The following is a 14,152-nucleotide window of genomic DNA, read 5'->3' as shown; positions in this document are numbered from 1 at the left end:
AAATAATCAACATTCACAGGAAAAATGGACTAATTGTCGAAGTAGGAGTAGATAACTTTTTCAATATGAATGGGGGAATGAAAATATGACAATAAAACGTTTAAGTGAATGGCTGCAAACATCAACGAACACGGTCATTTTAACAGGAGCGGGCATGTCAACAGAAAGTGGAATTCCAGATTTCCGTTCAGCATCGGGCTGGTGGAAAAATATTGATCCTCGAGCTGTAGCGACAACTGAGGCATTGACAGAAAATTATTCTTTATTTCATGAGTTTTATAAAATGCGCCTTGAAAATTTAGAAAAAGCAGCACCTCACGAAGGTCATCAAATTTTAGCGGATTGGGAACAAAGGGGAATCGTTTCATTAGTGGCTACTCAAAATGTGGATGGTTTTCATCAATTGGCAGGAAGTCAAAAAGTAGAGGAATTACATGGTTCGATACGTTCCATTCGTTGTCACCGTTGCCAGCAGGCGGCTTCCATGGAGCATTTCTTGAGCAAGGCTAGTTGCAGTCATTGTGGTGGCAAACTTCGTCCAAATGTCGTTCTATTTGGAGAAAGTCTACCGCAAATTAGCTGGCACACGTCAATGGAGGCGATTAAAAAGGCTGAACTTGTCCTTGTCTTAGGAACAAGCCTTGAGGTATACCCCGTAAACCAGCTGCCGATGATGACAAGTGGGAAAACCGTTTATATTAATTTAGATATGTCGCAGCATGCAACGCCATTCGATTTAAAAATAGAGGGGAAAATAAAAGAAGTGTTGCAACAATTAGAAGTGTAAAAAGGCGCCCTTGCGAAAACAAGTGGCGCCTAAAACATTTGCGGTAAAAATTCCTTTGTGAATCGTTGATTTTTACGTAGCCATATTTTTAAAATCATCCGATGTGTTAGCAGTCTATGCCTTTTATTTGGCCTTTCCTTTGCTTCTAGTAAGCTTTGAAGTAGAATACAAGTTTCAGTTGCAAAAGCTTCAGTCTCCACGAGAATATCGAGCTTGTAATCGATGAGCTGAGCTGCCTGGACCTTAGTAAGGAGTTGAGCAAATCGCGTATTCATAGCTGCATAATTTTCTTCTAATTCTAGATCGATCAGTTCGTAAAGTGTATGTTCTATTTCAACTTCAAGTTCTTGTAGTAGTTCATTTAATGGCTGTGTCAAAAAATATCACCTCTTTTACACTACTAGATAACCAATAACAGCAAACAATATGCCAACTAACACGGTACTAACGATATAGCTAATGACCTGCCCCCATTTTTGCTGTTCAATCAGCTGGAGTGATTCAAATCCAAAAGTGGAGAATGTCGTATAGGCTCCTAAAAAGCCAATGCCAATCAGTTGCCATAACCAATCACTAAGCTGTAGAGCAAATACAAGTCCAAGTGCAAACGAACCTGTACTATTGATAATAAACGTTGCCCACGGGTATGGATGTGCTAGTAATTTACCTAGATAAAATCTTGTAAGAGCACCAAAGAATCCACCTATTCCTACAAAAATCATACTACATGCCCCCTAGCCACTCGAATTCCGAGCCATGCACAAGCTAGTCCACCTACGACACTAGCCACAACATAAAGTATAGCCTGAAGCCACTCGCCATTTTCTAGGAGTAATAGTGTATCTAAGGAAAATGTCGAAAAGGTGGTAAAGGCGCCACAAAAGCCCGTACCAATCCCAAGTACAATTGGTGTGCGCTTTGTAAAAGAAGTAAAAAGCCATGCTAAGCAAAAGCAACCAAGTAAATTGATAAACAGTGTCGTTAAAGGAAATGGTCCTGTATTTGGAATAATAACACTAAGACTATACCGACTAATGGCACCAAATATACCGCCAATTCCCACCGCTATAAATGACTTCAAAGTAAAGACCCCTAACTAAAAATGACTATAGTGAAAGTGTAGCATGAGTAGAAAATTTTAGAAATATTTCTACTCAACAACGCCAATCTATGTCCCTAAAACTAGCTTTTATCTGTATATAATGTTTAGAAGCTGTTTAGAAGGGAAGGGAAATTTTGATTTGGCTCTTTAATATATCAAAATATTAAATATGATGAAAGAGTTTTCATTTAAATAAGATTCTTAAAAACGTTGGCATGGCATTCGCCGTTTACGGAATACCCGTTAACGGCTTAACCGGAAACGGAAACCCCGCCACTACTAAGTAATAAATAACTAAATAATAAATAACTAATGATGATGATATATAAGGATTAGAAAGATGGAAGAAGATTGTGGCAAACATTGGCATCATTTTATGGCGTATTATCGGGGTATTTTTTATTGCATGTTTTTAATTTCAGCCTTTAGGTTAATGTAAGCAATCATCAATTATTGTAAAGTTATAGTCGATACTCGACTAACATATCTGCCTTTTGGTTCCATAAAGCAATTCAATGCTTTAAAGCGTTAACTATTTTCTAGGAATGATAAAAAATTACAGGAGGATAGTTGACAAATATTTCTATAGTGTGATAATCTTCAAGAACACTATAACAAATCAACCAAAGGAGGGCATGACAATGTTAATTTTACCAGTATCATATTCATTCACAGTTACATACATTGTCCATGCCTAACGTTTATTTAAGATTGCAGAAAAAGGTATGGATTCCGTTCTGCCTTTTATAAGAGACACATGCTCTTTGTAGGGTATGTGTCTTTTTTGGTGCCTAAAAAGGTTGTAGTGAAAATAAAAAAGGAGTGTATGTATATGCGAAACACAGTACAACGAATGATTTTCAAAAAGGAATTTCTTGAAAGTGGGTAGCTATCCGCAACAGCACGGAAGAAAGAGGGTTATGATGAATGTTTGACGTTTTAAGTAAATTAGGCTGGTTCTTTAAAAAATATTGGAAGCAATATACAGTTGCGATAGTGCTGCTGATGATTGCCAGTGGGCTGGAAGTTGTTCCTCCCTATTTGCTCGGTACTATTATCGATCTGTTGACTGCAGGAGAAATGACGCCAGCAATTTTAACAAAGTATATATTAATTTTCATTGGGATTATTATTGGGGGATATCTATTAAATTTTGTGTGGCAATTCCGACTATTTGAAGGGGCTATAAACCTGGAGAAAATTTTACGTCGCAATTTAATGCAGCATTTTTTACGGATGACCCCAACGTTTTATGAGAAAAACCGCACAGGGGATTTAATGGCACGTGCAACAAATGATTTAAATGCCGTCTCCTTAACAGCAGGCTTTGGTATTATGACGTTGATTGACTCAACGATTTATATGGGCTTTATCATTTTTGCGATGGGCTATATGATTTCGTGGAAGCTAACATTTTTTGCGATGTTGCCTGTACCTATAATGGCCATCCTAATTCAATATTTAGGGAAAATCGTTCATGAGCGCTATATGAAGGCACAAGATGCATTTGGTGAGCTGAACGATAGTGTACTTGAATCTGTAGCGGGCGTGCGAGTGGTGCGTGCCTATGTGCAGGAAAAAAAGGATGAGGCTAATTTCGCAGATATGAGTGAAACAGTCTATGCGAAAAATATTCATACAGCTAAAATTAACGCTTTATTTGGTCCAATAACAAAAGTTGGGACTGGGATTAGTTATGTTGTAGCGCTTGGCTATGGAGCTTACTTAGTGTCAACGGAGGCCATGACTGTTGGGCAACTGGTCACATTTAATGTCTATTTAGGGTTAGCTGTTTGGCCAATCTTCGCCATTGGAGAGTTAATCAATGTAATGCAGCAAGGGAATGCCTCACTTGATCGGGTGCAGGAAACATTGAACTATGAAGCCGATGTTCAAAATATTCCGAATCCACAAATGATTGCGACACCTAAAGCAATTGGTTTTGATGATTTAACATTCCAATATCCAATGAGTCAGGTGAAAAACCTACAGCAAATTTCACTATCATTAAAAAAAGGCCAAACGCTTGGCATTGTTGGTAAAACTGGAGCGGGGAAAACAACGTTCCTACGCCAATTATTACGAGAATATCCAATCGGTCAGGGTCAGCTTTTGATTGATGGTATCGATATTACGGCTCAAACGAAGGAACAGATTCTTGATTGGATTGGTTATGTACCACAAGATCATGTACTTTTCTCTCGTACTATCCGTGAAAATATATTATTTGGGAAAGAAGATGCGACCCAAGCTGAATTGCAGCAGGCCATTCGTGCCGCGTATTTTGAAAAAGATCTAGAAAACTTACCAATGGGTCTTGAAACACTTGTTGGGGAAAAAGGTGTATCTCTTTCAGGCGGTCAAAAACAACGTGTGTCTATTGCTCGTGCGTTGATTAAAGATCCTGAAATTTTAATGCTTGATGATTCGCTTTCCGCTGTCGACGCGAAGACAGAGGCAAGAATTATTGAAAATATTCAGCGTGAACGTCATGGTAAAACGACGATTATTACGACGCATCGCCTATCAGGCATCCAACATGCTGATGTCATTATCGTATTGGATGATGGGCAAATAGTAGAGCAGGGAACACATGAGGAACTTCTTTCACAACAAGGATGGTATAAAGAGCAATTTGACCGTCAGCAGCTAGAAGGAGGTGCCTCATGAGTACGAGTCAACGTTTAACTCGCTATGCGATGTATTTTAAAAAGCCAATACTTCTTGGCTTGTTCTTCCTAACAATCGCCGTTTTTACGGAGCTTGTTGGGCCATTTATTGCCAAACATATTATTGATCATTACATGACGATAGGTCATATTGAAATCAAACCGATAACATGGTTATTACTAGTTTATTTACTGTTAGCCATTGCAACAGCCATATTACGCTATTTTATGTATATTTATTTACAAATTGGCGCGAACCGCGTCATCCAAAAATTACGGAAAGATGTCTTTGAGCATATTCAAACTTTACCAATTCAGTACTTTGATAATTTGCCTGCAGGTAAAATTGTGGCGCGCGTAACAAATGATACAGAGGCGGTTCGTAATTTATATGTGCAGGTACTTTCCAATTTTGTAACGAGCTTTATTTCGATCATTGGCGTGTATATCGCACTCTTTATTTTAAATTGGAAAATGGCGATGCTTGCTTTAACAATGATTCCGATTGTTTACTTATGGATGATTTTATATCGAAAGTTTGCTTCAAAATATAATGACGTCATTCGTACGAAAATCGCAGATATAAACGCTATGATTAACGAATCCATTCAAGGTATGACAATTATTCAGGCGTTCCGTCGTGAGCAACAAATGACCAAGGAATTTGATGACATGAATAATGAGCATTATGCTTATGAACGTAAGCTACTAGTGCTTGACTCAGCCACTTCCTTTAACCTGGTGAATACGTTAAGGCTCATCATGTTTACGGTCTTTATTTTCTACTTTGGTACGCAATCATTTACAGCAACTCAAGTGATTTCCGCAGGGACATTATATGCGTTTGTCGATTATTTAACAAAGCTATTTAATCCGATCACGAATATTGTAAACCAATTTTCACAGCTTGAGCGTTCACTTATTGCTGGTAAACGTGTCTTTGAGGTACTAGATACGGATGGTGAGCCTGTTTCTGAAAAGAACTTACCAAGATATAAAGGAAATGTGGTCTTCGAAGATGTTTCCTTTGCTTATAAGGATAATGATTATGTATTGAAAAACCTATCATTTAAAGCGCATCAAGGTGAAACCATCGCTTTAGTTGGTCATACGGGCTCTGGGAAAAGTTCCATTATGAACTTACTATTCCGCTTCTATGATCCATCGAAAGGGAAAATCACAATCGATGGCATTGATATCACCTCTGTTCCTCGTCAAACGATGCGTGAACATATGGGGATTGTGCTACAGGACCCTTATTTATTTACAGGCACGATCGCCTCCAATGTGAGCTTAAACAACCCTAACATCTCACGTGAAAAAATTGATGCTTCTTTAAATGCAGTCGGAGGAGAACGTGTTTTAGCCAACTTACCAAATGGTTATGATGAGCCAGTTATTGAGAAGGGGAGTACGTTATCATCAGGACAACGTCAGTTGATTTCCTTTGCACGAGCACTTGCCTTCGATCCAGCGATTTTAATATTAGATGAAGCGACTTCGAATATTGATACGGAAACGGAAGAGATTATACAGCATGCCATGGACGTTCTTAAAAAAGGACGAACAACATTTATTATTGCCCATCGACTTTCTACAATTAAAAATGCGGACCGTATCCTTGTGCTTGATCGAGGGAAAATTGTTGAGAATGGTACACATGATGAGCTACTAGCCCTTGGCGGTATTTATGACAAAATGTATCAAATGCAAGCAAGTTCCTTACAGTAATACTGGATGAAAGAGCCCCACTTCATACATGGAAGTGGGGCTCTCTTGTTTATCTTACATATTTAAAGACATTCACAAAGAATAATAGGACGGACAGCGCTACAGCAATGCCACCACCTGATACAAATAATTCAAATAACCAGCGTGGTACATCAAGATAGACCATCATCATGCCAACAAGGAGGAATGGTAAACCAATATTATAAAGCCAAAATTGTGCCTTAGCGAGACCAGTTTCTGCAGCTTCTTTATACGTTGAATAAATTAAACCTATGAATCCAGTAGTCAGCCAACCTACCACACCGATATGAGCATGTGTCGCCTTCCATTGAAGTTGAACAGTATAATGCATAAACAGGCCAAAAGCAAAAACAATCAATAAATAAAAGACTGAAACCTTTATCCATTTAGCACCCATCATCCACAACTCCTTTCTTGAAAGTCTTTTTAGCTAGCTGCTACAGTATATTCTTGTCAAATTAAAAAGATGCTTGTGTAAATTTGAAAATAATTGTTGTTTGCAGGGGAAAAACCGAAATTTTTCATCAAGTTTGAAGATTATTATAGTCTTCTTTTCTATTGGGAATTTTCTTATAATATGTAAACTTTTTCTCGAGTTCTACGTTGTATAGGCAGAAGGGAGGTAGACATGGCAAAGCAATCATTGAATGAGTTTCTACAGCAAGTAGGAACTCTGTTATATCGTTATTTAAGAAAACGTGGATTAGCCCATGAGGATGCGGAAGATATCGTCCAAGATACTTGCTATAAGTTTTTATTACATAAAAATGGGATTCAGTCAGATAAAGCAATGAGCTGGTTATATCGCGTGGCAACCAACCAATTTTATGATCTCAAAAGAAAGGAAAAGCGCCATCCAACAACAGAATATGATGAATTTCAATTGACCTCATTAATAAATATTCCTGAATTTCAGGTTTTAAAAAAAGAAAAATTAAAGGACATAAGAGACACGCTTGACACGTTATCCATCTTGCATCAGGAAGTATTAATCCTCAAATATGAGCTGGGATTATCATATAAGGAAATTTCAGCATTAATGAATAAAAATGAAAACACTTTAAAAACGCATGTGAGACGAGCTAGGGAAGAATTTACTGTACGATTTAAGGAGGATATTTATTATGAATAAAGAACACCATAATTTTTTATTTGATGATAAACAAACGAAAAAAATAATGAGAAAGGCAAGGTTTTGGTCAACAATAAAAATGATTGGCATCACACTGATTGTTACGCCTATTGTTCTAATAGCATTTTGGTATGGTCTTAGACATTTATCGTTAAACAGTGCACAAAAAGTAAGTGATGACATTCATTTATTTAACGAAATAAGTGCTCCAAATGTTCAAATTAGTAATCAGAAATATGACGATAATTTACTCGGAGGAAAAATAATAACAACGACCTATAAGGTGCTCGGAGATCAGCATCGTCCCTATATTTGGACACCTATCGAAAGTGATTATAATTTATTTGGAACGCTTACACAAACTTACATTTCTAACTCTATCCAAATAGAAGGTTCAGAATCACTGGCAGAAACACATCAACTCGAACGGTTTAATGACTACACAGGTGATCGAGAAATGTTTTTTTACCATCCTAAGATTTCCTACGATCAATACAAAGATAAAATAAGTGAACTGAAACAATTGGAGAACAATACTTTAGTAGAATTAGCCATCTCTTTTGATAATGCCTATAGTTTTGATGAAATTAAAAGCAAGCTGCCCACTGAAGTGCAAGTAGATTGGTGGTGGGTGGATGCCTATACAGATGATACTTTAGATTTTTTTCAGCAAGGACAGAATACAATTCCAGCCAACTACCCATACATTTATGGTTTCCAATCAGAGCAATCAAAACCAAAACCTCGCCGTTCTTCAAGCAACGAGGTTGACACCTTTATTCGAAACATTGAGCTACTTCGGGAAAGTAAAAATTTTGAGTGGGAAACAAACGAGGTTTATCAAGCTTTAATAGGGGAAAATGGAAACTTGGAGACAAGTGATGTGAAAATAATTGGGGCAGTCGTAACTGGCACACCCGAGCAATTACAGTTATTACAAGGAAAATCCTATATTAAAGCATCTACTTTCGGGGTAATATCCAACCAAAAATAGAGAATGTAAGAGATCAAATAGTTCATTAAAAGGTAAAGCTTATTTTAGCCATTCATAAAATAAGCTTTTTCTGTGAAGTCTATTTAGTTTACAATTAAATAGTTTAATATTAAACTATTTGTAAATGAACAATAAGGAGATGTTGATAAATGACTAAACTACAAGATAAAGTAATTATCATTACTGGTGGTGCGGGTGGCATTGGTAGTGGAATGGCAAAAGCAATGGCAAAGGAAGGGGCCATCGTTACAATTGTTGATTTAAACAGGGAAGCCGGCGAGACAATGGAAAAAGAATTGCAAGCAATCTCTCCGAAATCTATGTTTTTGCAGGCAAATTTAATGGAACGCGATCATTTACCAAAAATTATTGATACAGTCGTAGAAAAATACGGTAAACTAGATGTGCTAGTTAATAACGCTCATGCTTCAAAACAAGTTACAATAGAAGAAATAACACAAGCAGATCTTGATTTATCATTTGGGACAGGCTTTTATCCAACCTTCTACTTAATGCAAGCAGCACTACCACACTTAAAAGAAACAAAAGGAAATATTATTAACTTTGCATCTGGTGCAGGCATACAAGGACATGAGACACAGGCAGCGTATGCAGCTGCTAAGGAAGCCATCCGAGGCATTTCTCGTGTAGCGGCAAATGAATGGGGTCGTTTTGGTATTAATGTTAATATCATTAGTCCACTTGCTGATTCACCAGGTGTTCAGGCATGGGCAAAAGCACAGCCAGAGTATTATGAAGCGGTTAGAAGTAAAATCCCGCTAGGTCGTTTCGGTAATGTTGAGCAAGATATCGGCCGTGTAGCTGTTTTCTTAGCATCCGATGATTCTCAATACATTACGGGTCAAACGATTATGGTGGATGGAGGTTCACTAATGCTTCATTAATTCTCGACGTTGAGGAGGATTTTTTTGAAACAGACAAATATTTTTAAACTGATTCATATGATTGAACAGGTGAATAATGCCAACATTATACGTTTTACAAAAGCGTTTCCATATCCTTTAGGGATTTCACCCATTTTAGTTTTAAATGAGCTACATGTGAAAGGCCCTCAAAAACAGGCAGAATTAGCTGAAACAATCGGCTATACAAAAGGAGCCATGACAAGCATTGCAGAAAAGCTGGTCAAGCTTGGCTTAGCTGAAAGACTGTATGATCCATCTGACCGTCGCACTATTCGCTTACAAATTACAGACGAGGGTCAAGAGGCCTTGGCAAAGGCGCAATCCATTGGAAAAGAAGTCTTTGTACAGCTTTTTGACGTATTAGATGAAGAGGAAATTGTCCAATATTTGCAGATTCAAGAGAAATTAGTACAGGGCATTCAAGAGAAAAACGAGTAGCGAAACATAATTTAGAAAAACGAAATCAACTCTCCTCTATCAACTTCTAAGAGGGGAGTTGATTTTCTTTTAGTTGAATTTTTAGGTTAAACGATCGAGGCGGATAGGCTGCTCAAACGAGTGGATAGAATTCAAAAAGTGACGGATAGAAAGAGTATTTCAGAGGATAGCGCCCACTTTTTACTCGATAGAATTGCTCTGAACGGATAGGCTGCTCAAACGAGCGGGTAGAATTCAAAAAGTGATGGATAGAAAGAGTATTTCGGAGGATAGCGCCCACTTTTTACTCGATAGAATTGCTCAGAGCGGATAGGCTGCTCAAACGAGCGGATAGAATTCAAAAAGTGACGGATAGAAAGAGTATTTCAGAGGATAGCGCCCACTTTTTACTCGATAGAATTGCTCAGAGCGGATAGGCTGCTCAAACGAGTGGATAGAATTCAAAAAGTGACGGATAGAAAGAGTATTTCAGAGGATAGCGCCCACTTTTTACTCGATAGAATTGCTCTGAACGGATAGGCTGCTCAAACGAGCGGGTAGAATTCAAAAAGTGATGGATAGAAAGAGTATTTCGGAGGATAGCGCCCACTTTTTACTCGATAGAATTGCTCAGAGCGGATAGGCTGCTCAAACGAGCGGATAGAATTCAAAAAGTGACGGATAGAAAGAGTATTTCAGAGGATAGCGCCCACTTTTTACTCGATAGAATTGCTCAGAGCGGATAGGCTGCTCAAACGAGTGGATAGAATTCAAAAAGTGACGGATAGAAAGAGTATTTCAGAGGATAGCGCCCACTTTTTACTCGATAGAATTGCTCTGAACGGATAGGCTGCTCAAACGAGCGGGTAGAATTCAAAAAGTGATGGATAGAAAGAGTATTTCGGAGGATAGCGCCCACTTTTTACTCGATAGAATTGCTCAGAGCGGATAGGCTGCTCTATTTACCTAATCGAACGATTGCACCCAATCATTCGATTAAAAGCCAATTGTAAAATAGTTGAATTTATTGAAAATTGTCCGAGTTCATTTTATAATCAATATACGGTTCTATTATAGAGACATTCGAGGTGTGAAATGACATTAAAAACATTAGATAACTCATTAGAGGTTCTCAAATATTTTAATAAGGAAAATCCGACGTGGGGTGTACGAGAGTTAGCGAAAGAGATGAATATTAGCCATTCAATTATTTATCGGATTTTGGCGACTTTCGAAAATCAAGGCTTTCTGATTCAAAATCCTGAAACGAAAAAATATGAATTAGGGCTCCGATTTTTGGAATATGGCCAAATGGTCAAAGATAAATTAAATCTTTCTGATTTTGTTTTACCGATTATGAAGAATCTTGCAGAGGCTATCAAGGAATCGGTATTTTTAACTTGGTTAGATGGGACAGATGGCGTCACAGTGGAAATAGCTGAGAGCTCTCAAACGATTAAATTTTCGGTGTCAATTGGCACACGCACACCCTTACATATTGGGGCATCTTGTAAAACCATTATGGCTTTTCTTCCTGAAGAGAGGAAAAAAGAAATTATGGACCATGGCATGAAAAGATTAACCCCAGAAACGATTACTGACCCTGCTGAAATGTTAGCTGATTTAGAGAAAATACAACAGCAAGGCTGGTGCTTTACAACGGGAGAATATTCTCATTCTGTATTTGGGCTTGGTGTACCTCTTTTTAATAGTAAAAAAGAAGTCATTGCCTCATTAACGATTGCAGGTCCTATTTATCGTAAACCAACCGAGGAAAAGCTTCCTGAAATGATTAATGTTCTGCAATATGGTGCGATGAATATCCAACGTTATTTCGATCAATACAGCTTTAAGTTCTACCATGAATAAACAAAAGGCTCAAGATAGCTAATAACTATCTTGGGCCTTTCCTTTAGAGAATTCTTTGAATTTCTTCATGAGGGATACAGCTGTGTCGATTTCTTCAAAAGTGTTAAAATAGTGCGGCGAAAAGCGAGCCATTTTTTGAATGTGATTGCGCTCCATAATGGTATTCGCCATAAAGGTGCCAGCTTCAATGATGACACCATGTTGTGCTAAATAATTCGTGATATCATCGGGAAAAAGCCCCTCAATATTAAACGGTGTAATTGATAATCGATAGTCACTATTTTGTGGACCATATAAAACAATACCTGGAATGGTTTCAAGTTGTTCAAGCAAATAGTTAGTTAGCTGTTTGACACGCTCATAAATGTGATGAATACCGATAGCATTTGCATAATCAATGGCTGCTCCTAAACCTAAAATACTTGGAATGATCGGACAGCCTGGCTCAAAACGTTTAGCTGTCTCTAAAAATGAATAAGTATTGTTTTGATAATCCCATTGTGTACTACCCCAACCAATCATAAGAGGCGTCAGTGTGGATATAAGCGCTTTTCGTACATATAAAATTCCTGATCCTTCAGGGCCACGAAGCCATTTTCGCCCACATGCTACTAAAAAGTCACACCCAAGCTCTTTGACATGGAGTGGGGTTAAACCAACTGTTTGATTGGCATTAATCAATGTCAGTACATTGTGCTGCTGTGCGAACTGACATATTTTCTTAGCAGGCTGAAGGGCACCTGAGGCATTGGACATATGGGCAAAAGCAATTAGTCTTGTTTGTGGTGTGATGAGCTGCTCGAGTGCTTGTAAATCCACCATATAATCTGCATTCGTTTTCAACACTTTTAAGTGAACACCTTGCTGCTGAAGGGCAAGCCAAGGCACATAATTACTTAACATTTCTGTATCGAGTACAATGACCTCATCACCTTGTTCCCACTGCAAGCCACCTGAAACATAATTAATAGCCATGGATCCATTGGGCACAAAGGCAATTTCTTCTTGCTCCGCGCCGATAAACAAAGCAGCCTTCTCTCGAATTTTCTCTACTTGTTCATACGTTTCTTGACGAAAAGATGGTAAATAGGGGCCGATACTTGCTTGTTTTTGAATATAGCTCGTCATCTCATCTACTACTGGCTGTGGCATGGCAGAAGCAGCAGCTGTGTTTAAATACATATAATGCTCAAGAAGCGGCATATCTTTTTGTATTTTCATCATATCGATCATTGTGCTCACCAGCCTTATAGGATTATTAATTCCTTCGTATAGTTCATTAAATTCTCATAGCCAATTTCTGTAACAATGAGATTATCCTCGATCCGCACACCACCCACATCCTGTACATAAATACCTGGCTCGACCGTAAATGCCATGCCTGATTTCAACACTAAGTGATTACGCTGCATTAAATAAGGTTCTTCATGTGCACTTAAACCAATGCCATGCCCTAGTCGATGTGTGAAGTAGTCACCATAGCCAGCACCACAAATAATTTTTCTTGCAATATCATCGATGTCATGTGCTGTCATACCTGGTTTTATCGCAGCTATTGCAGTTTCATTCGCTTGTTTAACAATATTGTAGATTGTTTTTAATGTTGGTGAGACATCCCCTAAAGCGATTGTTCGGGTCATATCAGCTACGTAGCCCTTATAAATTGCACCAAAGTCAATGACGATTAATTCACCTATCTCTATTTTTTTTGTACTAGCTCTGCCATGGGGAAGTGCACCGCGATAACCTGAAGCTACAATGGTGCCAAAAGGTGTTCCCTCTGATCCACGTCTTCTCATTTCATATTCTAATTGTGCTGCTACTTCCATCTCTGTAACGCCAGCTTGAATAGTTGGTAATGTAGCTTCAAGACTTTCTTCAACAATTTGTACTGCCTGTCGCATAAATGTTATTTCATGGTCATCTTTTTTCATCCGTAGTTCACGAATGGAATCACCGATATCACATAAATTGTCATATGTAAGCTTTTCGATGGCTTTCTGCTCCTTGACGTGCATAGTGTCAAACTCTACGCCAAGTGTGTGCAATGCTCCAAGCTCTTTTTTAAGTTGCTGGATGGCCTGTGCCGGTCCTTCCTCATCTGAATAAGATAAGATAGCACCACCATTATTTGCATCTACTTTCGTTAACTCTACTTGTGGTACTAGAAAAAACAATTGATTGTTAGCGGTAATGACAGCTAATGTTAAGCGCTCACTTTGCTTTAATTGGAGACCTGTAAAATAATACATGTTCGAACCAGGCACTAGGACTGCTAGATCTATTTGCTGTTGCTGCATGCGAGAAACTAGCTTCTCTCTTCTTTTTTGAAACATTGATATTCCTCCTACCTATTAACTAGATTAATTGTTTCTTATATAGAGACGTTGTATCTGAAAGTAGTATATATCAATAATAATGAATTTTCAATAAATGAAGGAAATAGATAAACTGAAAGGAAATTAATTTACAAATGAGGGAATAGTATGCTGTGAATTTAGTAA

14 protein-coding genes are annotated in these 14,152 nt (G+C 38.0%); 8 read left to right on the top strand and 6 right to left on the bottom strand.

What is annotated here, in order from left to right; genetic code table 11:
* The first annotated feature begins 85 nt into the window (after positions 1 to 85).
* Positions 86 to 787, top strand: a complete 702-nt coding sequence (locus tag OU989_RS12745; protein ID WP_274793415.1) for an SIR2 family NAD-dependent protein deacylase — start codon at positions 86 to 88, stop codon at positions 785 to 787.
* A 29-nt stretch (positions 788 to 816) separates the two neighbouring features.
* Here the strand turns inward: OU989_RS12745 and OU989_RS12740 are convergent, their stop codons facing one another.
* From OU989_RS12740 to crcB, 3 genes are read right to left on the bottom strand one after another with little or no spacing between them, the layout of a single operon-like run.
* Positions 817 to 1,164, bottom strand: coding sequence for a hypothetical protein (locus tag OU989_RS12740; RefSeq protein WP_274793414.1), 348 nt, complete (start codon positions 1,162 to 1,164; stop codon positions 817 to 819).
* A 15-nt stretch (positions 1,165 to 1,179) separates the two neighbouring features.
* Positions 1,180 to 1,509 carry a fluoride efflux transporter FluC gene (locus OU989_RS12735; RefSeq protein WP_274793413.1) on the bottom strand — a complete coding sequence of 110 codons (330 nt, stop codon included), beginning with the start codon at positions 1,507 to 1,509 and terminating at the stop codon, positions 1,180 to 1,182.
* A complete protein-coding gene (gene crcB, locus OU989_RS12730) occupies positions 1,506 to 1,868 on the bottom strand; it encodes a fluoride efflux transporter CrcB (RefSeq protein ID WP_274793412.1) in 363 nt (120 codons plus the stop codon). The genes OU989_RS12735 and crcB overlap by 4 nt, the downstream gene beginning before the upstream one ends.
* Positions 1,869 to 2,816: 948 nt before the next feature.
* On the opposite strand from crcB, the gene OU989_RS12725 reads away from it, so the two are divergent.
* The gene (locus OU989_RS12725; protein ID WP_274793411.1) at positions 2,817 to 4,559 is read left to right on the top strand and encodes an ABC transporter ATP-binding protein; all 1,743 of its coding nucleotides are present in this window, start codon (positions 2,817 to 2,819) and stop codon (positions 4,557 to 4,559) included.
* Positions 4,556 to 6,289: an ABC transporter ATP-binding protein gene (locus OU989_RS12720; protein ID WP_274793410.1), complete on the top strand. Its 1,734-nt coding sequence runs from the start codon at positions 4,556 to 4,558 to the stop codon at positions 6,287 to 6,289. The genes OU989_RS12725 and OU989_RS12720 overlap by 4 nt, the downstream gene beginning before the upstream one ends.
* Before the next feature lie 49 nt (positions 6,290 to 6,338).
* Here OU989_RS12720 and OU989_RS12715 read toward each other — a convergent pair whose 3' ends face one another.
* Positions 6,339 to 6,710, bottom strand: a complete 372-nt coding sequence (locus OU989_RS12715; protein ID WP_274793409.1) for a hypothetical protein — start codon at positions 6,708 to 6,710, stop codon at positions 6,339 to 6,341.
* Between the two features lie 228 nt (positions 6,711 to 6,938).
* On the opposite strand from OU989_RS12715, the gene OU989_RS12710 reads away from it, so the two are divergent.
* From OU989_RS12710 to OU989_RS12690, 5 genes are all read left to right on the top strand, one after another.
* Positions 6,939 to 7,442, top strand: coding sequence for an RNA polymerase sigma factor (locus OU989_RS12710; RefSeq protein ID WP_274793408.1), 504 nt, complete (start codon positions 6,939 to 6,941; stop codon positions 7,440 to 7,442).
* The gene (locus OU989_RS12705; protein WP_274793407.1) at positions 7,435 to 8,436 is read left to right on the top strand and encodes an anti sigma factor C-terminal domain-containing protein; all 1,002 of its coding nucleotides are present in this window, start codon (positions 7,435 to 7,437) and stop codon (positions 8,434 to 8,436) included. The genes OU989_RS12710 and OU989_RS12705 overlap by 8 nt, the downstream gene beginning before the upstream one ends.
* 149 nt (positions 8,437 to 8,585) lie before the next feature.
* On the top strand, positions 8,586 to 9,341 hold the full coding sequence (locus OU989_RS12700) for an SDR family NAD(P)-dependent oxidoreductase (protein WP_274793406.1): 756 nt from the start codon (positions 8,586 to 8,588) through the stop codon (positions 9,339 to 9,341).
* Between the two features lie 24 nt (positions 9,342 to 9,365).
* Positions 9,366 to 9,800 (top strand): MarR family winged helix-turn-helix transcriptional regulator, encoded by a 435-nt coding sequence (locus tag OU989_RS12695; RefSeq protein ID WP_274793405.1) that lies wholly within the window; start codon positions 9,366 to 9,368, stop codon positions 9,798 to 9,800.
* 1,074 nt (positions 9,801 to 10,874) lie between these two features.
* Entirely contained in the window at positions 10,875 to 11,648 is a 774-nt protein-coding gene (locus OU989_RS12690; RefSeq protein WP_274793404.1) for an IclR family transcriptional regulator, read from the top strand.
* 18 nt (positions 11,649 to 11,666) lie between these two features.
* Here the strand turns inward: OU989_RS12690 and OU989_RS12685 are convergent, their stop codons facing one another.
* Complete coding sequence (locus OU989_RS12685) at positions 11,667 to 12,881, bottom strand: aminotransferase class V-fold PLP-dependent enzyme (protein WP_274793403.1); 1,215 nt, start codon at positions 12,879 to 12,881, stop codon at positions 11,667 to 11,669.
* Positions 12,882 to 12,895: 14 nt separating this feature from the next.
* The gene (locus OU989_RS12680) at positions 12,896 to 13,984 is read right to left on the bottom strand and encodes a M24 family metallopeptidase (RefSeq protein ID WP_274793402.1); all 1,089 of its coding nucleotides are present in this window, start codon (positions 13,982 to 13,984) and stop codon (positions 12,896 to 12,898) included.
* Positions 13,985 to 14,152: the final 168 nt, after the last annotated feature.

This window comes from Lysinibacillus irui (assembly GCF_028877475.1).
GTDB classification, from domain to species: domain Bacteria; phylum Bacillota; class Bacilli; order Bacillales_A; family Planococcaceae; genus Lysinibacillus; species Lysinibacillus irui.
The sequence above is the reverse complement of the archived record's forward strand: the minus strand, read 5'-3'. Positions and strand labels throughout refer to the sequence as shown.

What these genes read in the sequence shown, in the direction of transcription:
- OU989_RS12745 (WP_274793415.1), top strand. Translation starts at nt 86, where the DNA reads ATGACAATAAAACGTTTAAGTGAATGGCTGCAAACATCAACGAACACG.
- OU989_RS12735 (WP_274793413.1), bottom strand. Translation starts at nt 1,509, where the DNA reads ATGATTTTTGTAGGAATAGGTGGATTCTTTGGTGCTCTTACAAGATTT.
- OU989_RS12725 (WP_274793411.1), top strand. Translation starts at nt 2,817, where the DNA reads ATGTTTGACGTTTTAAGTAAATTAGGCTGGTTCTTTAAAAAATATTGG.
- OU989_RS12720 (WP_274793410.1), top strand. Translation starts at nt 4,556, where the DNA reads ATGAGTACGAGTCAACGTTTAACTCGCTATGCGATGTATTTTAAAAAG.
- OU989_RS12715 (WP_274793409.1), bottom strand. Translation starts at nt 6,710, where the DNA reads ATGATGGGTGCTAAATGGATAAAGGTTTCAGTCTTTTATTTATTGATT.
- OU989_RS12710 (WP_274793408.1), top strand. Translation starts at nt 6,939, where the DNA reads ATGGCAAAGCAATCATTGAATGAGTTTCTACAGCAAGTAGGAACTCTG.
- OU989_RS12705 (WP_274793407.1), top strand. Translation starts at nt 7,435, where the DNA reads ATGAATAAAGAACACCATAATTTTTTATTTGATGATAAACAAACGAAA.
- OU989_RS12700 (WP_274793406.1), top strand. Translation starts at nt 8,586, where the DNA reads ATGACTAAACTACAAGATAAAGTAATTATCATTACTGGTGGTGCGGGT.
- OU989_RS12690 (WP_274793404.1), top strand. Translation starts at nt 10,875, where the DNA reads ATGACATTAAAAACATTAGATAACTCATTAGAGGTTCTCAAATATTTT.
- OU989_RS12685 (WP_274793403.1), bottom strand. Translation starts at nt 12,881, where the DNA reads ATGATCGATATGATGAAAATACAAAAAGATATGCCGCTTCTTGAGCAT.
- OU989_RS12680 (WP_274793402.1), bottom strand. Translation starts at nt 13,984, where the DNA reads ATGTTTCAAAAAAGAAGAGAGAAGCTAGTTTCTCGCATGCAGCAACAG.